Origin of the sequence: Mucilaginibacter sp. OK098 (genome assembly GCF_900142915.1) — a bacterium.
GTDB lineage: Bacteria > Bacteroidota > Bacteroidia > Sphingobacteriales > Sphingobacteriaceae > Mucilaginibacter.
The window spans coordinates 576311-594738 of sequence record NZ_FRCM01000001.1 but is presented as its reverse complement, the minus strand read 5'-3'; the positions used below and the strand labels follow the sequence as shown (position 1 = coordinate 594738).

The 18428-nt window shown below is 39.0% G+C and carries 18 protein-coding genes and 1 other RNA gene; 11 read left to right on the top strand and 8 right to left on the bottom strand.

Annotated features, from left to right (window positions below; all coding sequences use genetic code 11):
- Positions 1–87: 87 nt before the first annotated feature.
- From BUE31_RS02385 to ppk1, 3 genes are all read right to left on the bottom strand, one after another.
- Positions 88–648 carry a UbiX family flavin prenyltransferase gene (locus BUE31_RS02385; RefSeq protein ID WP_073401594.1) on the bottom strand — a complete coding sequence of 187 codons (561 nt, stop codon included), beginning with the start codon at positions 646–648 and terminating at the stop codon, positions 88–90.
- Between the two features lie 160 nt (positions 649–808).
- Positions 809–1696 carry a Ppx/GppA phosphatase family protein gene (locus BUE31_RS02380; RefSeq protein ID WP_073399884.1) on the bottom strand — a complete coding sequence of 296 codons (888 nt, stop codon included), beginning with the start codon at positions 1694–1696 and terminating at the stop codon, positions 809–811.
- Between the two features lie 4 nt (positions 1697–1700).
- Complete coding sequence (gene ppk1, locus BUE31_RS02375) at positions 1701–3746, bottom strand: polyphosphate kinase 1 (protein WP_073399882.1); 2046 nt, start codon at positions 3744–3746, stop codon at positions 1701–1703.
- A gap of 294 nt (positions 3747–4040) precedes the next feature.
- Between ppk1 and BUE31_RS02370 the strand changes: the two genes are divergently transcribed.
- Entirely contained in the window at positions 4041–4535 is a 495-nt protein-coding gene (locus BUE31_RS02370; protein WP_073399880.1) for a YajQ family cyclic di-GMP-binding protein, read from the top strand.
- Between the two features lie 280 nt (positions 4536–4815).
- Here BUE31_RS02370 and BUE31_RS02365 read toward each other — a convergent pair whose 3' ends face one another.
- Positions 4816–5256 carry an Hsp20/alpha crystallin family protein gene (locus tag BUE31_RS02365; RefSeq protein ID WP_073399879.1) on the bottom strand — a complete coding sequence of 147 codons (441 nt, stop codon included), beginning with the start codon at positions 5254–5256 and terminating at the stop codon, positions 4816–4818.
- Between the two features lie 134 nt (positions 5257–5390).
- Here BUE31_RS02365 and BUE31_RS02360 point away from each other — a divergent pair, with 134 nt between their 5' ends.
- On the top strand, positions 5391–5837 hold the full coding sequence (locus BUE31_RS02360) for an acyl-CoA thioesterase (RefSeq protein WP_073399877.1): 447 nt from the start codon (positions 5391–5393) through the stop codon (positions 5835–5837).
- A 150-nt stretch (positions 5838–5987) separates the two neighbouring features.
- On the opposite strand, the gene BUE31_RS02355 is transcribed toward BUE31_RS02360, so the two are convergent.
- The 3 genes from BUE31_RS02355 to folB form a co-directional block, all read right to left on the bottom strand.
- The gene (locus BUE31_RS02355) at positions 5988–6620 is read right to left on the bottom strand and encodes an MgtC/SapB family protein (protein WP_073399875.1); all 633 of its coding nucleotides are present in this window, start codon (positions 6618–6620) and stop codon (positions 5988–5990) included.
- Between the two features lie 60 nt (positions 6621–6680).
- Positions 6681–8087 (bottom strand): FAD-binding oxidoreductase, encoded by a 1407-nt coding sequence (locus tag BUE31_RS02350; protein ID WP_073399873.1) that lies wholly within the window; start codon positions 8085–8087, stop codon positions 6681–6683.
- 137 nt (positions 8088–8224) lie between these two features.
- Entirely contained in the window at positions 8225–8578 is a 354-nt protein-coding gene (gene folB / locus BUE31_RS02345; RefSeq protein ID WP_073399872.1) for a dihydroneopterin aldolase, read from the bottom strand.
- 206 nt (positions 8579–8784) lie between these two features.
- Between folB and BUE31_RS02340 the strand changes: the two genes are divergently transcribed.
- Positions 8785–9966: an acyl-CoA dehydrogenase family protein gene (locus BUE31_RS02340; RefSeq protein ID WP_073399870.1), complete on the top strand. Its 1182-nt coding sequence runs from the start codon at positions 8785–8787 to the stop codon at positions 9964–9966.
- 95 nt (positions 9967–10061) lie between these two features.
- On the top strand, positions 10062–12194 hold the full coding sequence (locus BUE31_RS02335) for a tetratricopeptide repeat-containing sensor histidine kinase (RefSeq protein ID WP_073399868.1): 2133 nt from the start codon (positions 10062–10064) through the stop codon (positions 12192–12194).
- A 3-nt stretch (positions 12195–12197) separates the two neighbouring features.
- Here the strand turns inward: BUE31_RS02335 and BUE31_RS02330 are convergent, their stop codons facing one another.
- On the bottom strand, positions 12198–13559 hold the full coding sequence (locus BUE31_RS02330) for a GH1 family beta-glucosidase (RefSeq protein ID WP_073399866.1): 1362 nt from the start codon (positions 13557–13559) through the stop codon (positions 12198–12200).
- A 295-nt stretch (positions 13560–13854) separates the two neighbouring features.
- On the opposite strand from BUE31_RS02330, the gene BUE31_RS02325 reads away from it, so the two are divergent.
- From BUE31_RS02325 to BUE31_RS02295, 7 genes are all read left to right on the top strand, one after another.
- Complete coding sequence (locus tag BUE31_RS02325) at positions 13855–14319, top strand: DinB family protein (protein WP_159440625.1); 465 nt, start codon at positions 13855–13857, stop codon at positions 14317–14319.
- Positions 14320–14365: 46 nt separating this feature from the next.
- Positions 14366–14773, top strand: coding sequence for a hypothetical protein (locus tag BUE31_RS02320; protein ID WP_073399862.1), 408 nt, complete (start codon positions 14366–14368; stop codon positions 14771–14773).
- A complete protein-coding gene (locus BUE31_RS02315) occupies positions 14770–15423 on the top strand; it encodes an SCO family protein (RefSeq protein WP_073399860.1) in 654 nt (217 codons plus the stop codon). Before BUE31_RS02320 ends, BUE31_RS02315 begins: the two co-directional genes overlap by 4 nt.
- Positions 15420–15836: a c-type cytochrome gene (locus BUE31_RS02310; RefSeq protein ID WP_073399858.1), complete on the top strand. Its 417-nt coding sequence runs from the start codon at positions 15420–15422 to the stop codon at positions 15834–15836. Before BUE31_RS02315 ends, BUE31_RS02310 begins: the two co-directional genes overlap by 4 nt.
- 33 nt (positions 15837–15869) lie before the next feature.
- A complete protein-coding gene (locus BUE31_RS02305) occupies positions 15870–16352 on the top strand; it encodes a hypothetical protein (protein ID WP_073399856.1) in 483 nt (160 codons plus the stop codon).
- A 6-nt stretch (positions 16353–16358) separates the two neighbouring features.
- An RNA gene (gene rnpB, locus BUE31_RS02300) (RNase P RNA component class A) lies at positions 16359–16776 on the top strand.
- Between the two features lie 265 nt (positions 16777–17041).
- On the top strand, positions 17042–18418 hold the full coding sequence (locus tag BUE31_RS02295; protein WP_073399854.1) for a sigma-54-dependent transcriptional regulator: 1377 nt from the start codon (positions 17042–17044) through the stop codon (positions 18416–18418).
- Positions 18419–18428 lie beyond the last annotated feature (10 nt).

Sequence of the window (18428 nt, the reverse complement as noted above, 5' to 3'; positions counted from 1 at the left end):
TCGATTTCGGAATTATTTGAATGCGAAATAGTTTTAAACTTAAAATTTCTTAAATCCGAAATCGAACATCCGAAATCCGAAATCAAACTATTCGCTCCACCTATAGCTCTCGTTCTCTAGTCCTATCAGATCTATAACCCTGTTAACCACAGTCATGGCCAACTCTTCAATTGTTTGAGGTTTACTGTAGTACGATGGAATTGCAGGGCAAATGATGCCACCTGCTTCTGTAACAGTTTGCATATTGCGGATATGGATCAGGTTAAGCGGCGTATCCCGGGCAACCAGGATCAGCTTACGGCGTTCTTTTAGTATTACATCGGCGGCACGGCTTATCAGGTCATCAGAGATCCCGGAAGCAATGCGGCCCAGCGTACCCATGGAACAGGGAACTATAACCATGGTATCAAACTTTGCCGAACCGGAAGCAAAAGGCGCCATGAAATCCGTTTTAGAATATATCTTGTATGGTAAATCGTTATATTCTTCATTATCAAGCTCAAACTTCCAAACATCTTTAGCATTATCAGACATTACTACGGCTACTTCGGCAAGTTGAGTGCCCAGTCTTTGCAATTGTTGCAGTAATAATTTAGCATATATTGAACCACTGGCCCCGGTAATAGCAACAACAATCTTTTTCTTCATATCCATATTAACAAAACCGGCCAATTAAAATTGAATGCATAAAAAAGGGTCGAATATAAATACTCGACCCTACATCTACCTATGAAAAACATGCCCTTTGAGAGGGCACTACAAATGTACTAACAGTTTTTTAATTTTTAAATAATTTCTTAAAATAAATTTAACCTGCTTTTGGAAAGTTTTTTTCTATAAGGGTTTGAATGATACCATCTACCAATCCAACTGTAGGCACGTATATGTTTTTAATATTAGCCCATTTCATTACCGTTATATAAATTTCGCAAGCAGGTATAATTACGTCGGCGCGATCCTGGTTAAGGCCAAGCACATTTATCCTGTCTTTAAGCGAAAATGAAGTTAAATAACTATACAGCGCTTTAAGTTTCCCAAAAGTTAAAGGAGCCTTATCTTTTTCTTCGGATAATTTATACAATTTATTGATGTTTCCGCCGGTTCCGATGCCTGAAATAATTTTGAACTGTTTAGTGTTTTCACGTATAAAATCTTTCATGTTGTTCCAACTCTCTTCCGTATCCTGGTTATCCAGCATCCGGATGGTACCTATATTAAATGACTTTGAGGCCCACATTTCTCCTGCCGAAAAAAATGATAGCTCAGTGCTCCCTCCACCTACATCAATATAAAGGTAGTTTTTACTTTTATCAATGGTTTGGTCTGCATGGCTGGCGTATATCATCCCTGCTTCCTTTTGGCCATGAACAATCTCCAGATCAACCCCTGCATCGTTTTTTATTTGTTTTACTATCTCCGCCCCGTTCTTAGCTTCCCGCATGGCTGATGTTGCATAGGCCATATAATCGGCTACCTTATATACCTCCATCAGTTTGCCAAATGCCTGCATGGTTTTCACAAGGTCGGCCGTTTTTTTATCAGAAAGCTGATGATCTAAAAATGCATCATCACCTAAACGCAACGGCACCCTGATCAATGTATTTTTCTTGAACGAAACTGAACCATTGTTTTCAATAATATCAGCAATAAGCAGCCTTACTGCATTTGAACCTATATCTATCGCGGCGTATCTCAATTTATTATACTTTATGTTTTAAGTAATTGTAAGTGTCAACCTGGGCCCTGTGTGGTAATTCCGAGCTGGTTTTGTGGTATTTATTAGTATTATGGCTATTAATCTCTCTTGATTTTGTGTTATCCTGTAGTTGAAGGTCAATAATATCCCTCACCTCTTTTTTAAGTTCCTCATCATATATCGGGAACCCAACTTCAACCCGGGTATCGATATTACGGGTCATAAAGTCTGCGGATGTAAGGTAGATCAGCTCATTACCCCCGTTACAATAAATGTGCACCCTTGCATGCTCAAGGTATTTATCAACAATACTTATCACTTCAATATTCTCGCTGTATCCCTTCATACCGGCAATAAGGCAGCACATCCCTCTAATTATCAACTTCATTTTAACCCCGGCATTGCTGGCCTGGTAAAGCTTGGTTATTAGTTGTTCATCGGCAAGGCTGTTCATTTTTAATATCATGTAAGCCTCTTTACCAGCCTTTGCATTCTTTATTTCATTATCAATAAGCCTATAAATTGCCGGGCGTGAATCAATTGGCGATACGATCAGGCTTTTTAACCCCCTTGGCAAGGTGTTTCTACCCAAAGCTTTAAAAACGTTTACAAGATCAACTGTTATTTTTTTGTTAGCTGTAAGCAGTGTATGATCTGCGTACATGCGAGCCGTTTTTTCATTGAAGTTCCCGGTTGATAAACAGGCATAATAAGCCGGTTTTTCCTTTTCAATGCGCATAACCAGGCAAATTTTTGAGTGAACTTTGTAACCTTCAATACCATAAAGTACAGTAACACCCTCTTCTTCCAGTCTTCTGCTCCATGATATATTATTTTGTTCATCAAACCTTGCCCTCAACTCTACCAAACAGGTTACCTTTTTTCCGTTTTTTGCAGCGCTCATTAGCGCATGCATTATGCGTGAGTTTTCTGCAAGGCGATATACGGCTATGCTAATCTCCTTTACTTTAGGATCAATAGCCGCTTCACGTAAAAAATGGATCACATAATCGTACGACTGGTATGGCGTACTTATCAGGAAGTCTTTTTTGGCGATCATCCCCATTAAACTTTTGCCAAACGAAAGGCCATCAACAGGTAAAGGAATACTTTTTTCATATTCCAGCTCAGGGCGCCCCACATTAGGAAAAGCAATAAAGTTTTTAAAATTGTGATACCTATTACCCGGGATAAGGCTTTCACCATGTAAACCCATTTTGTTTACCAGGTATTTGAGCATATCCAATGGCATATCTGAATCATATAATAAACGCATTGGCTTGCCTTTCTTTCGCTTTTGTAAGCTTTTTGATAAGGAGTCGATAAATTTTTCGCTCACTTCTTTGTCAAGGTCCAGCTCGGCATCGCGGGTAAGCTGTAATGAGTAGGCTTCAACCGAATCGTGCTCAAAAATGAAGAAGATATCTTCAAGGCTATACCTGATAATATCATCCAGTAAAATAATGAATTTAAGATTATTGGTCTCAGGCAAAACAACAAAGCGCGAAAGCGAATCAGGGAATTCAATTAATGCAAGCCGCGATTTTTTATTTTTAGTAAGTTTTACAAAAAAGTAAATAGCCCGGTCTCTTAATTCTGGCAAAGGCAGGCTTTCATCAAGCATTATAGGAACCAGGGTAGCCAGCAGGCTTTCCCTGAAATACCTTTTAACGAACTCGCCCCTGCTTACATTTAGTTGCTTGTCGTTAAGAATAAAGATCTTTTCTTCGGCAAGCTGTTTAACAATTATATTTTCGTATAAATTGTTAAACCGGCGTTCCTGCCTTACAACAATGTTTTTTATCTGGTTTAGGATCTTTTTAGGGTTGTAGCCTAAAATTTCTTTTGCCTTCTCGTTAAGGTTTGCCAACCGGCTTAGGGTTGCTACTCTTACACGATAAAACTCATCGAGATTTGATGAAAATATGGCTAAAAATTTTATCCTGTCAATTAGCGGAACGGTTGGGTCTGCAGCTTCCTGCAAAACCCGGTCATTAAAATACAACCAGCTAATTTCCCGATTAATTAAGGGTACGTGTTTATTATCCATATAAAAAAGACTGGCCCTCCGACCACGTTTACAAATCTGCTTATTTAAATGTTAACTTAATATTAACTCATTGGTATGTTAATGTGTTTTTATTATTTAGTTAATGCAAGAAAGTTCATAGTTGATGGTTCATAGTTCATAGGAAAAACAGATTTATTAAATATTCCAGTTGGTCCCGATTGCTTAGTGCAGCTATTATGAACTATCAACTATGAACCAATAATCAACTATGAACCAATAATCAACCATGAACTAAAAATCATTAACTTTGCATTGCACCAAATACCTATACATATGCCAACCTTTGATATAGTAAGCAAAATAGATGGACAAACACTTGATAATGCCATCAACATCGCAAAAAAAGAGATTTTGAACCGTTATGATTTTAACGATTCCAAAAGCACTATCGATCTTGATAAAAAAACCAATATCATAACCGTAGTTACGGAAAATGATATGCGTTTAAAAGCTATCAGCGATGCTATCATCAGCCGTATGGTAAAACAAAACCTTGACCCAAAAGCTTTGGATTTAGATGGCAATGTACAAACTGCGTCGGGTAACATGATACGAAAAGAAATAAAAATTAAGGAGGGCCTTGATAAGGAAGCGGCAAAAAAAATTGTTAAAAAAATAAAGGACAGCGGCTTAAAAGTTCAGGCATCTATAATGGACGACCAGGTACGTGTTCAAGCCAAAAAGATTGATGATCTGCAAGCTGTTATCAGCCTTTGCCGGAAAGATGACTTTGGACAGCCGCTTCAGTATATTAATATGAGGGATTAGTTTTTTTGAGATTACATCGATTGTGGGATGATTTCACCGATTTTTTTAAAAATGATTTGCCAAAATGTATTGCATCATCAATCGGTGTAATCACTAATAATCGGTGTAATCACTAATAACAAAAAAAGACCGCTCCTTGCGGAACGGCCTTTCAAACTAAACCAACTATTATGAAAACACTCTTTCTATTTCGGAATTCGGATGTTCGATTTCGGATTTAAAACTCTTTAATCAAACTCCATCTTCCGGACTTTCTGTCTTTCCGACTTTTCGGACTTAATTATTTTACTGAAATTTCGCGTGACTGAATTTTAGCTTCTTCCTTTTTGGCTACATTCAGCTTCAAAATACCATCGGTATATTCAGCTTCAATTTTTGAATGATCAGCTGTTTCAGGCAAGGTAAATGACCTGGTGAATGTGTTGTAGCTGTACTCACGTTTGCTGAATTTCTTACCTTCTTCAACATTTTCCACTTTCTTATCAACAGAAACGCTTAATACATTTTTATCAAGGCTGATCTTAAAATCTTCCTTCTTTAAGCCTGGTGCAGCCAATTCGATCTGGAATTCATTTTCTGTTTCTGCTATGTTTACAGCAGGTGCGCGGCTTGCTAATTTGTCGCTCAAAAATGAGTCGTTTAATATTGAATCAAATACGTCGCTAAAAAATGGATTAACTGTGTGATTCTTTTGTCCGTTTGCAAATTTTACTAAAGTCATGATTATATTCTGTTAAGTTTTTCTTTTAATATATTTGCTGAAGGTTAATCAACTGTTGTACCAATGGTAAAAAACCAAAACAAGCGGACAATTTGTCTGTTTACAATCACCACACACAGACAACTTGACATATAATGAGTGAAAAAATATCCGATTATAAATATAAAACGCCGATAGCCATCCGCTTTTCAGATATTGATGCTGTTGGTCATGTAAACAACGCTATCTATTTAACATACTTTGAAGTAGCCCGTCTTAATTATTGGAGAGAAATAATTAACTGGGATTTACGTAAAAACGGGGTTATTGTTGGCCGGTCTGAAGTTAACTACCTTAAACCAATTACGCTTGAAGACGAAATTGTTTGCTACGTGCGAACCACAAGGATAGGGAACAGCAGCTTTGATATGATGCATTTACTGGTAAGGATAACTCCAAACGGCGAGGAAATTTGCACCACAGGTAAAACTGTATGTATTAGCTATGATTATTCTTTAAACAAATCGGTTTCTATTCCGCTAAGAGAAAGGGAGAAAATGATAGCCTATGATGAGCCAAGGTTGATTTTGAATACTAATTAGTTGGTTGATTAAGTGAGTGGTTGATTAGGTTGAAAATACAGGCATTCGATTTTAAAAACGACAACCAATCCCTCAATCTTACAACTTCATTTAATAAACACAATCCCTATTAATCCCAAAATCCGCTTAATCCCGGTTCCGATACTGGTCTCAGAAAGATTTCACCTGGTCCATTTGCAATAACTTTTCATCAAGTTTGCTTATGTTTTGTCGGTGGCCCGTTACTAATATTGCAAACTGAAGGCAGCCATCCTTTTTGGAAACCTGCACACGTCTTGATGTTAACTGTAATGTAGCTATGGCCTCCTCAACAGGGGTCATATTATCATAGTTGGAATTGGTAAACACAATTACAAATAGCTTATCGCGGTGAACCTTATCAATATACCGTTCAAGCAGGTTAAATAGCAGTAACACCATTAAAGTAAGAACTGTACAAACCAACGCAAGCAAGTAGTTCCCTGAACCATCAGCCATACCTATAGCTGCTGAGATCCAGATAACGGCAGCAGTGGTGAGCCCGCTAACAGCTATATTATCCTTAAAAATCACGCCTGCACCTATAAAACCTATCCCGGTTACTATATTAATATTAACGCCGGCGCCCGCACGTTGCGCAACCATCGTATAAATGGTTGAGCCCAGGCAGATCAAAATAATGGTACGAAACCCTGCAGTTTTATTTTTATACTGGCGCTCAAGGCCCAATAACCCACCACAAACAACCGCTATGGCTATTTTAATCAGGTCCTGATTGGCTATGTTAAATTCTAATGCAGACATAACACGATTAAAGGATTAAAAAGATTAACAGGATAAAAAATTGACAAATCATACAAATCCTTAAATCGTGTCAAAGATCTTTCCAGGGTTTAATATACCATTTTTATCAAACACTTGCTTTATACCCCGCCATAATGCAAAATGAGTTTCACTATATTTTATCGGCATAAAGCCCTTTTGTACCAACCCAATGCCATGCTCACCGGATAAAGTGCCTCCTAATGATACAGTAAGTTCAAAGATCTCGCGGATACCGTCCTTTAATTTATTGTTCCAATCCTCATCGCTCATCTGGCCTTTTATAATATTTACATGCAGGTTTCCATCCCCGGCATGACCATAACATATTGATTCAAAACCATATTTAAGTCCGGATTGTTTTATTCCTTTAATTAATTGGGGCAGGCTTGCACGCGGCACCACCGTATCTTCTTCCTTATATATTGAGTTGGATTTTACTGAAACAGCCATAGTTCTTCTCAATCGCCATAGCTCTTCTTTTTGTGCAGACGTATCAGCAAATAAAACATCTTTACAGTCAAAGTCTTCCAATACACGGTTTATTTTTTCACAATCAGCAAATATTACATCCTGGTTTGTGCCGTCAACCTCTATCAGTAAAAAAGCTTCAATACCCTCTTTCAGGTCAAATGCCAGCCCGTCTTTTTCTATTACCCACTCTACTCCTTTCCGCTCCATAAACTCAAGCGCTGAAGGAACTATCCCCGCCCTGAAAATAGCCGATACCGCACCACATGCAGCGTCATTTGAACTAAATGATGCCAGCAGCAAAGCATCCAGCGTTGGGCGCGGAATAAGTTTTACTACTATTTTTGTAATAATTCCCAATGTACCTTCTGATCCTATCATCAGTTGGGTTAAATTATACCCTGAGGCATATTTTAATGTATTTGCACCCGTCCAGATAATCTCACCTGACGGTAACACAACTTCAAGGTTCAAAATATATTCTCTTATCGTGCCATATTTAACCACCCTCGGCCCCCCTGATCCATGTGATACATTACCACCAATAAAGCAACTGCCTTTACTGGCCGGGTCAACCGGATACAATAAGCCTTTGGCTGCCACCTGGTTCATAAACTCTTCTGTAATCACACCTGGTTCAACTGTGGCTTGCAGGTTTTGCTCATCAATTTGCAGTACCTTATTGAAACGCTCCATAGCTATCAGTAAACCGCCCATAACGGGCAACGCACCACCACTTAAACCTGTACCTGCACCACGCGGGGTAACCGGGATCAGGTTTTCATTGCAAAGCTTCATCAATACTGAAACCTCCTGTGTTGATTTAGGTTTGGCTACAACTTCAGGGTAAAAGTGCAGGTCCTCAGTTTCATCGTGACTATACTTTTCAAGATCAGCGTGTCCGGTTATAACCGCATTTTCACCAACGATTTTTTTAATGGCTATGAGAATATTTTCCGTTATTTTATTATAAGTCATAATTGGCGGTTATTTTTTAAACCATGATTTTTCACTGTCGTTTGTTTTTACAAGGTGTTCAAGAGTGCTGCGCAGTTTACATAATTTAAAGATTAATGTGATGCCTGTTCTATCAAGTCATCCTAAAATCAGGTAAATTATGGTTCAGAAATTACAATATTTGAATACTCAACTTTGCCTTTAAGCGGAGGATTCATTTTCTTAATTGAAACCCTGATACTATCAGCAAATGAAAACTGCACTTTGATCTCATCAACAATAGATTGTGCTACTGTTTCAATCAGCTTGGCTGTTTTTCGCATTTGCTCTTCAACAATCGCATATACTTTCTCATAATCAACTGTGTTGCCTATTTTATCTTCTTTAAGGTCTTTTAAAGGCGTAAAGTTCACATCTACATCAACAATAAATTTACTTCCGAGTTTTTGCTCTTCGGGATAAAACCCATGGAAAGCAAAAAACTCAGCCCCGTGCAGCGCTATTGTAATCATATTTCAAAAGTACTTTTTGATTTCGGAATATTTGAGAAATTTCGGAATTCGGATGTTCGATTTCGGATTTGATGGAATTTAAAGTCTAAAACGTCATGCAACTGGCGTTCCGAACCCTAAATCCATTCAAATTTAAAAAATTCCGAAATCGAACATCCGAAATCCGAAATCAAAACCCATATCTTTGCCCACCAATTATACACTATATGTCTAAAAAAGATCTTTACGAATCGCCTGATTATTATTTAGCAGATGAGTTACTTAGTGATGAACATAAACTGATCCGCGCAAGCGTGCGCGATTGGGTTAAGAAAGAAGTTAGTCCCATTATTGAAGATTACGCCCAAAGGGCCGAGTTCCCAAAGCACTTAATTAAAGGTCTTGGTGAAATTGGAGCCTTTGGCCCTACTATCCCGGTTGAATATGGGGGCGCCGGACTTGATTATATGGCATATGGTATAATTATGCAGGAAATTGAACGTGGTGATTCAGGGATCAGATCTGCCGCCTCAGTACAAGGGTCATTAGTAATGTATCCTATTTATGCTTACGGATCAGAAGAACAAAAACATAAATATCTTCCCAAATTAGCTACCGGTGAATTGATGGGTTGTTTTGGCCTTACCGAGCCTGATCATGGTTCAGACCCTGGTGGAATGACTACAAATTTTAAGGATGCCGGTGATCATTATGTATTGAACGGAGCAAAAATGTGGATCTCTAACTCCCCATTTGCTGATATTGCCATTGTTTGGGCTAAAGATGAAAGCGGGAAGATCCGCGGATTAATTGTTGAACGCGGCATGGAAGGGTTTACCACACCCGAAACACATAATAAATGGTCATTAAGGGCATCGGCCACCGGCGAGCTTGTTTTTGATAATGTTAAAGTTCCCAAAGAAAACTTATTACCAAATGTTGCCGGCTTAAAAGGCCCATTGGGCTGCCTTAACCAGGCGAGATATGGCATTGCATGGGGAGCGCTTGGTGCAGCTATGGATTGCTACGATACCGCGTTAAGATATTCAAAAGAACGCAGACAGTTTGGCAAACCGATAGCAGGTTTTCAGCTACAGCAGAAAAAACTGGCCGAAATGATCACTGAAATAACTAAAGGTCAGTTGCTGGTATGGCGTTTAGGCACATTGAAAAATGAGAACCGTGCAACTCCCGCACAAATTTCAATGAGTAAACGTAACAGTGTTATAACCGCCCTAAACATTGCCCGCGAGGCCCGCCAAATGCTTGGAGGCATGGGCATTACCGGCGAATACCCTATAATGCGCCACATGATGAATCTTGAGTCTGTTATTACCTATGAAGGCACACATGATATTCATTTACTAATAACCGGGATGGACATAACAGGGGAGGAAGCTTTTAAATAACAGTAACCTTAATCAATAAATAAACGTTTAATTACAAATATGCAACTCATTCCTTTTAGGACCGGGTTGCATATTTGTATATTACATATTGGTTAATGGCCCCTTGTTCCCTGATTTATAAAACTGTAAAAATCAATAAGCTATGGCTCTTATTGGTTGTTTTTTGCGTGTTATCATCGTGCAGAAAAAAAGATGCTGATACAGGGGATTATTCTGATAAATTTAAATTTCTTTTTGCCGATGTAATCAGCCCTGATAACCACAAAAGAGGCAATGATGACCAACACTATCTTGATTCTGCGTTTAAGCAAATTAAAAAGCCATACGTTAACGACATTTTCAGATATTACGGATTAAAATACCTTTACTACAAAAAAGGGCTCAACAACCCCAAAAAGGCCTTATTATATGCCGATAGCATGTTAATAATGGCAAAAAAAAGCGTTAACCGCAAACAGTATGTAACCAACTATGCCGAGGCCAATTTTGCCATGGGCGACGCCTACTTCGGTCTTTCGCAATACAGTAATGCTTATCAATGCTACTACCAGGGTTACTTTATGGGTAAAAACAACCTAAAGAACGAGATCCTGGCAGAGTATACGTACCGCATGGGCATGGTTATGTTTAAGCAGGCACATTATATTGATGCTGCTAACTATTTTAAATTAAGCCACAGGCAAAGCCTGTCATACAAAGATAACTTTGCTGCCTTTTATCAACGCCAGGAATTGCTGGATAATATAGGCGAAAGCTACAAAAGTAATGGCGACATTGACAGCGCCTCCATCTACTTTAACAAAACACTTGATTACATAAACAGCAATAGCGAAAGATTCAGGACTCATCCAAAGCTTCTTGAGATGGCCCGCGCAGTGGTTTATGGTAACCTGGGTGAGGTTGCCATGTTAAAAGGGCGAAACCAGCTATCGGAACAGCTTCTGCAAAAAAGTATTGCAATAAACCTTAAAAAAGGCTACGATAATTCAAACGCCGAACTGGTTGAAATAAACCTGGGTAAATTATATTTTAACAATCATCAATACCAGCCATTTATTAAATTATCTGGTGATCTTCATAGTCAGCTGGATTCAGTTAAAAATGAAGAGGCAGAAACCAGCTGGAACTTGCTGATGAGCAGGTATTATGTTAAAACAGGTGACATGGTGAAAGCATATAAGCACCTTGAAAACTACAACTCGTTAAAAGACTCAGTAATTAAACGCTCAAGTTCATTAAAAGAAACCGATGTAAATCAGCAACAGGCTAATTACGACAAGCAATATCAGATTGAAAACCTTAAAGATAATAACAAACAACAGCAGATTTATATATACCTGGCAGTAACCTGTGCTATAATGGCCGTTATAATTGTCGCCTTGGTATATCGTAACTGGAAAAAATCAAAAAGCGATGTACAGGTTGTAAGCAATTTAAATAAACGGATAAACCTTCAAAAAAATGATCTTGAAATCACCCTATCCGAACTTAAATTAAGCAGCCAGGAAAAAGACCGCATATTAAGAACGGTAGCACACGATCTTAGGAACCCTATTGGTGGTATAGCATCATTAACACAGGTAATGATGCTTGATGACTACACTGATGATCAAAAAGAATTAATTATCCTTATAAAGGAAACCTCAAACAATTCGATAGAATTGATAAATGAAATTCTGGAAGTAACAAATACCGGGGCAACGCAACTTAAAAAGGAGTTGGTAGATATTAACTCGTTATTAAGCAAAAGCGTGGAGTTATTGCGTTTTAAAGCAGCAGAAAAAAAACAGGAAATCAAACTTGAGCTATTGAAAGAACCTGAAGAATTACTCATTAGCCGCGAAAAAATATGGCGGGTAATGAGTAATTTGATCACAAATGCTATAAAGTTCAGCCCTGTTGGCGGTACTATTTACGTAAAGGTTGTTGAGGCAAAAAATGTATTGGCTATCTCTGTTAAGGACGAAGGTATTGGTATTCCTGACAATGTAAAAGATAAGGTCTTCAATATGTTCACCGATGCCAAAAGACCCGGAACATCGGGCGAAAAATCATTCGGTCTTGGCCTGTCAATCAGTAAGCAAATTATTGAAAACCATAGCGGCGAAATATGGTTTGAAAGTGACGTTAAAACGGGAACTACCTTTTTTATTAACCTGCCCAGGTATAAGAAAAGCAAAGTCCATAATGTGAGCAAGTCTAAATTGGAACTGAAGGCTTCTTTATGATGACTAATTGCCTTTTAAAAAGCCGGCATACCAATGTCCTGATGACTTAACAATGCGTTGTTGCGTTTCAAAATCAACGTGTATCAATCCAAAACGCGGATGATACCCTTCTGCCCATTCAAAATTATCAGTCAATGTCCATATAAAATAGCCATTAACTTTCAGTCCTTCATTTTTAGCTTTTAATACCTGCTGCAGGTAGCTCTGCAAATAAGCAACCCGTTTAGGGTCATTAACTGCGCCGTCAGTTACCTGGTCTGGAAAGGCGGCGCCATTTTCAGTTACAATAATGTTTTTTATTTGCGGGTAGCCATTAAACTTTTTTATCATCTGGTATATCGATGGCGGGTATACCTCCCATTTCATATTTGTTAAAGGGACTCCCCTTTTTTCAGCCTTTACGAGTGACGCACCAACATAAGGGGTAAAAAACGAATTCTTTACAATTTCACGGGTATAATTCTGTACCCCTATAAAATCAAAATCAAACTTCATTGCATCCTCGTCACCCGGCTGAAAATATTTGGTGATCCCCTTTAATGCAGAAACTTCATTTATTGGGTAGCCAAGCCCTAAAACAGGCTCAATAAACAACCGGTTAAGCAAAGCATCTACACGTTTAGCGGCATTAATATCTTTAGATCTATCAGAATAAGGTTCGATATATGAGCATGAAAATGTTGTACCTATCTGGGCATCAGGAACTATATTGCGTAGCAGCCTGCCCCCGGCAGCCATACATAAAACGGCATGATGTATTGCAGGAAGGAAGCTTTTAAGTCCGGTACGGCCTGGTGCATGGATCCCCAAAAAATATCCTGCACCGGTAAACACGCCCGGTTCGTTCATAACCATCCAGTTTTTTACCCTGTCACCAAAATTCCGGGCACATACTGTTGTAAATTCTTCAAACCATCCAACAATATCGCGATTTGTCCAGCCGCCTTTAAGTTCAAGCGCATGCGGCAGATCCCAATGATAAACAGTAACCCATGGCTCCACTCCTTTTTCAAGGCAATAGTTGATAACCTGGTTATAAAAATCAATTCCGGCCTGGTTTATTTCGCCGGTTCCATTTGGAAATATGCGGGTCCATGAGATAGAAAATCTGAAACACGGGATGTTAAGCTGTTTAATCAAATCAATATCCTGTTGGTATTGATTATAAAAATCACAGGCTTTGCTGGGAACATCGCCGTTTAATATTTTACCTTTTTTTGCTGCAAATACATCCCAGATGGATTCACCCTTGCCATCAGCATCACATGCACCCTCTATTTGCAGGGCAGCTACAGAAACTCCCCAAATAAAATCATCCCCAAAAAGTTCCCTGTTAATATGTAAATCCTGAAAAGTGCTTTCCATTAAAGAGCTATTGTAAAGCAAAATTGTGCAATACAATTATATAATTAAGATTTTTAGAGAAATAAATTTTAATGAATAAAAGATGATCTCATACTTCTAAGAATCATCCATTCACGAAAATTCTTGATAAGCTTCGGAAAATTTAAAATGAATTTCATAACAAAGGCGTTTTATTTGTTACTAAGGTAGTTTACAGGTATATCTTTCGTGTGTTGCTATTATTATATTATTGTTAACAGATAATGGTTGAACCCGGCAATTTGTTTTAATGATGATTATGTTTTTATTTTACCGGATGAAAACTTATTTCACCAGGCTGTTGAACTACGATAAATACGCTAACGAAACCATACTGAATGCTATTATTAAAGCCAACATGCCCGAAAAACCGGTAGAACTAATGGCGCACTTATTGGTGGCCCAACAGATCTGGCTTAGCCGGTGTAAAGGATTACCTGCTGTTGGCGGTGCATTATGGCCTGATTGGAAAGCTGATACTTTTAGCGATATTATAGCTAAAAACAGTAATGAATGGCTTAATTACATTGACAGTTTACAGGAAAATGATTTTGAAAAATCGATCCCCTATAAAAATTCAAAGGGAGAAAGTTTTGAAAATAAATTACCTGATGTTTTGGCGCATTTGATTAACCATGGCACTCACCATCGGGCGCAAATTGGGCAGCAATTAAAATTTGCAGGCGCTGACAGCCTGCCAAACACAGATTATATTGCTTATATAAGACAATTAAATAGTTAACCTGTGTGCCTTGTTGCTTAAATTTGACCGCATATAAACCATAAAAATGAAGAAAACATTATTAATACTGCTTACCGCTTCCGTATTATTTGGCTGCTCAAATAAAAAAGCAGAAAAGAGTGCCGTTATGGATCAGGTAATGAAAGTACATGAAAAAGTAATGGAGGTTGACGGACAGGTAATTGCAAACCGCATGAAGCTTGATACGCTATTAAAAGACAACACCTTAGCTGCAAAAGATACTGCCTTACAACTAAATAAAAAGTTAACAGCGGCTGAAGATGCTATGGAAGACTGGATGCATAAGTTTGATTACGAGCAAAAAGGCAAATCGGACGAAGAAGTTATAACTTATATGAACGATCAGAAAAAACTGATAATGGCCATAGACTCACAACTTAACATTGCGGTCACCGAATCGAACCTTTACCTTAAAAAAGTCAAATCAAAATGAAGAAACTGGTATATGCAATTGCATTTATTTTGTTGTGGAACGCCTGCAAGATTAACAGCAGTGATAATAAAGCCTTACCTATTTTTGGCAATAAAGAGGCAGTTACCAAAACTGTTAATGGCAAGCAGGTAACTGATACATTATATCAAACAATCCCTGCATTTAAGTTTGTTAACCAGTATGGCGATACTATTACAGACAAAAGCCTTGACGGTAAGATCTATGTAGCGGATTTCTTTTTCACTACCTGCCCCAATATTTGCCCTGTTATGCACCGCAACATGCTGCCTGTTTATAATGAGTTTAAAAGCCATGCAGATTTCAGGATCATATCGCATACCATCGACCCTAAGTATGACACTGTACCAGTATTGAAAAAATATGCAGATAAGATGGGCATAAGCGGCAACACCTGGTGGCTTTTACACGGGCAAAAAAATGATACTTATACTATTGCTAAAAGCTACCTGGTATCATTACAAGAGAAAAATCCGCAAGGGCAGTACGTACACGACGGTTATTTTATATTGATCGATAAGCAAAAACGCATTCGCGGAACCTACCAGGGAACCGATGCTAAAGAGGTTGAGAAAATGACTACCGATATTAAAACACTAATGGCCGAGCCTGATCAAAAGCCGACCAAATGAAAATAAAGCTCATAGGCATTATTTGTATTGTGTTGATAGCTTTGGTAATTTCATGTCAAAGCGATGAGCAGGTTGAATTTAACCGTTATTTTTCAGCCGGGAGCGCTGTGTACCAGGAACATTGTCAAAATTGTCATGGAGCGAAGGGTGAAGGCCTCCAGGGATTGATCCCCTCGCTTACTGATTCAGCCTATCTTAAAAGCAATAAATATCAGCTGGCCTGTTTTGTTAAAAACGGTTTAAAAGGGCAGATCAAAATCTCAGGCAGACAGTTTGAAGGCGAAATGCCCCCTAACGACCTTTCCCCTGTTGAGATTGCCCAGGTTCTTACTTATGTAACAAATTCTTTTGGTAACAGGTCGGCAACAATTACTACTGAACTGGCAAACGCTGATTTAGCTAAGTGTAATTAATTATGATTACCTTAACTGCTCACAATTAACACCATGAGCTTTTTTAACCCGGTTTCATTAAATAAACAGTTTGAGGTACGCGGTTCTGCCGGGTCTATTGACAATTATATTTCCCGTAATCCGCCCGGAAGTTTCACGGCACATAAAACAGCCAATTACGAGTATATATTTTTATCAAACCTTTCATTAGGAACGCTATTAAAAAATGCACGACCACCGGCAATTAACGGCATCCAAACAAAAGTAATTGTAACCCCTGTAAATAAAAACGCAGCTGTAGTAACGTTTAAAACAAAATTGAGGTTTGAGTTGATCTTAACATTTTGCCTTTGGATAGTAATTGCGCTGTTCCAGTTAGCAGGCAAACAGCCAGTTCCGGTTTGGATAACTGCTATTTTGTTCCCGGCTGTACTGGTATTCTTTTTTCTTTTATATCGTGTGCAGGAGCATGTACTTCAATCAAAAGCTGAGCAGTATTTAAAGCTGTATAACGGTAACCCCGCAAAAAACAGCTAACTTTGCCTTGCAAAACGTTCTATCGCTGCCCGCTAGCTAGCGAGCGGAGGAAAGTCCGGGCAACATAGAGTATCCTGCTTCCTAACGGGAAGGCGCCGGCAGCCGGCGACAGCAAGTGCCACAGAAAATAAACCGCCCCGATTTATCAGGGTAAGGGTGAAAACGTGAGGTAAGAGCTCACGGCTTTTCCGGGCGACCGGGATCGCGGTAAACCTCAGGAGTTGAAAAACCAAATAGGTCCTGAAAGCGGAGCTGCTCGTTCCCTAATCTATTTGCCGCAAGGCAGGTAATTTGTCAGGATGGGTAGGTTGATTAAACCTGTCAGCAATGGCAGGGCCAGATTAATGATAGAAGCCAATGTAGAGACGCAATACTTTGCGTGTTTATAATGGAACAGAACCCGGCTTACAGGTTTGCTGCTGATACACCCCTTCCGGTAAAACGGGAGGGGTTATTTATTTTTAGTTGATTAGGTTGATTGAGTTGATTGTGTTTTAATATTGGCTACCAAGCTATTGGGATCAGCATAATCAAGCAATCAACTAAAATCCGCTATTCTACTTCCTGGCTCAACTTAATCAACCATTCAACCTAATAAACTCAATCAACTTAAAAAATGTGTTTATTTTTCTATACAATTATATATATTAGCGGTATCATACTTCCACAAGAAAAACTTAAAACAGGCAATGGCTAAAATTTTAATAATTGATGATGAACGTGCGATACGGAGTACCCTGCGCGAGATCTTAGAATACGAAGATTACGCAGTTGAAGATGTTGATAACGGGATAGATGGCTTAGAACTGATAAGAAAAAACGACTATGACCTGGTACTGTGCGATATAAAAATGAACCGCATGGATGGCATGGAAGTGCTAACTGAGGGACTTAACATTAAGCCTGATCTTCCTTTCATAATGATATCTGGTCATGGAACGGTTGAAACCGCCATTGAGGCCAGTAAAAAAGGAGCTTTCGATTTTATTTCGAAACCGCCCGATCTTAACCGCCTGCTGATAACTGTACGCAACGCGTTAGACAGGGGAAGCCTGGTTACCGAGGCCAAAGTATTAAAAAGAAGGGTATCCAAAGTCCGCCCTATTTTGGGTGATTCGCAGGCTATATTAAAAATAAAGGAAACTATTGATCGTGTTGCCCCTACTGATGCTCGTGTGCTGGTTACCGGTGCTAATGGTAGCGGTAAGGAGCTGGTTGCACGCTGGCTGCACGAAAAATCAAACCGTTCCGGCGCGCCATTAATTGAGGTTAACTGCGCGGCCATACCTTCAGAATTAATTGAAAGTGAACTATTTGGCCACGAGAAAGGTTCATTTACATCAGCCATTAAACAACGGATTGGTAAATTTGAATCAGCCAATGGCGGAACACTTTTTCTTGACGAAATTGGCGACATGAGCTCATCAACCCAGGCAAAAGTATTGCGCGCCCTGCAGGAAAATAAAATAACCCGCGTCGGCGGCGAAAAAGAAATTGAGGTTGATGTACGTGTAGTTGCTGCAACCAATAAGGACCTGCTAAAAGAAATTGAGGCCGGTAATTTCCGGATGGACCTTTACCATCGTCTTAGTGTTATACTGATCCACGTACCACCGCTAACTGACCGTAAAGATGATATCGCCCTGCTTACACAAAGCTTTTTAGATGAGATCTGCAATGACTACGGAATGCCGGTGAAAAAGATCTCGGAAGCAGCCCTTGAAGCACTGAAAGCCTTACCGTGGACAGGTAATATTCGTGAGTTAAGGAACATGGTTGAGCGTTTGATAATTTTGAGCGATAAAACCATTACAGACAGTGATGTAAAAGCATTTGCCAATCCGTCATCCCCTGCTGTTACAACAAGCGGAAATGCTTCACCTCAAACAGATTTTGATCAGTTTACAAATTTCCAGGAATACAAAGATTTTGCCGAGCGCGAATACATCAAATTCAAGCTTGAAAAAAACAACTGGAACGTTTCTAAAACGGCCGATGATATTGACATCCAACGGAGCCACCTTTACAGCAAGATTGAAAAATTTGGCCTGAAGAGAGGCGAGTAATTTTGAGTTG

Bases quoted from the DNA above. Each gene is read 5' to 3' on its own strand.
- BUE31_RS02320 (WP_073399862.1), top strand. From the start codon at position 14,366: ATGAAGAAAACATTATTAATACTGCTTACCGCTTCCGTATTATTTGGC.
- folB (WP_073399872.1), bottom strand. From the start codon at position 8,578: ATGATTACAATAGCGCTGCACGGGGCTGAGTTTTTTGCTTTCCATGGG.
- BUE31_RS02315 (WP_073399860.1), top strand. From the start codon at position 14,770: ATGAAGAAACTGGTATATGCAATTGCATTTATTTTGTTGTGGAACGCC.
- BUE31_RS02360 (WP_073399877.1), top strand. From the start codon at position 5,391: ATGAGTGAAAAAATATCCGATTATAAATATAAAACGCCGATAGCCATC.
- BUE31_RS02310 (WP_073399858.1), top strand. From the start codon at position 15,420: ATGAAAATAAAGCTCATAGGCATTATTTGTATTGTGTTGATAGCTTTG.
- BUE31_RS02365 (WP_073399879.1), bottom strand. From the start codon at position 5,256: ATGACTTTAGTAAAATTTGCAAACGGACAAAAGAATCACACAGTTAAT.
- BUE31_RS02370 (WP_073399880.1), top strand. From the start codon at position 4,041: ATGCCAACCTTTGATATAGTAAGCAAAATAGATGGACAAACACTTGAT.
- BUE31_RS02295 (WP_073399854.1), top strand. From the start codon at position 17,042: ATGGCTAAAATTTTAATAATTGATGATGAACGTGCGATACGGAGTACC.
- BUE31_RS02325 (WP_159440625.1), top strand. From the start codon at position 13,855: ATGAAAACTTATTTCACCAGGCTGTTGAACTACGATAAATACGCTAAC.
- BUE31_RS02335 (WP_073399868.1), top strand. From the start codon at position 10,062: ATGGCCCCTTGTTCCCTGATTTATAAAACTGTAAAAATCAATAAGCTA.
- BUE31_RS02350 (WP_073399873.1), bottom strand. From the start codon at position 8,087: ATGACTTATAATAAAATAACGGAAAATATTCTCATAGCCATTAAAAAA.
- BUE31_RS02385 (WP_073401594.1), bottom strand. From the start codon at position 648: ATGAAGAAAAAGATTGTTGTTGCTATTACCGGGGCCAGTGGTTCAATA.
- BUE31_RS02330 (WP_073399866.1), bottom strand. From the start codon at position 13,559: ATGGAAAGCACTTTTCAGGATTTACATATTAACAGGGAACTTTTTGGG.
- BUE31_RS02340 (WP_073399870.1), top strand. From the start codon at position 8,785: ATGTCTAAAAAAGATCTTTACGAATCGCCTGATTATTATTTAGCAGAT.
- BUE31_RS02305 (WP_073399856.1), top strand. From the start codon at position 15,870: ATGAGCTTTTTTAACCCGGTTTCATTAAATAAACAGTTTGAGGTACGC.
- BUE31_RS02355 (WP_073399875.1), bottom strand. From the start codon at position 6,620: ATGTCTGCATTAGAATTTAACATAGCCAATCAGGACCTGATTAAAATA.
- ppk1 (WP_073399882.1), bottom strand. From the start codon at position 3,746: ATGGATAATAAACACGTACCCTTAATTAATCGGGAAATTAGCTGGTTG.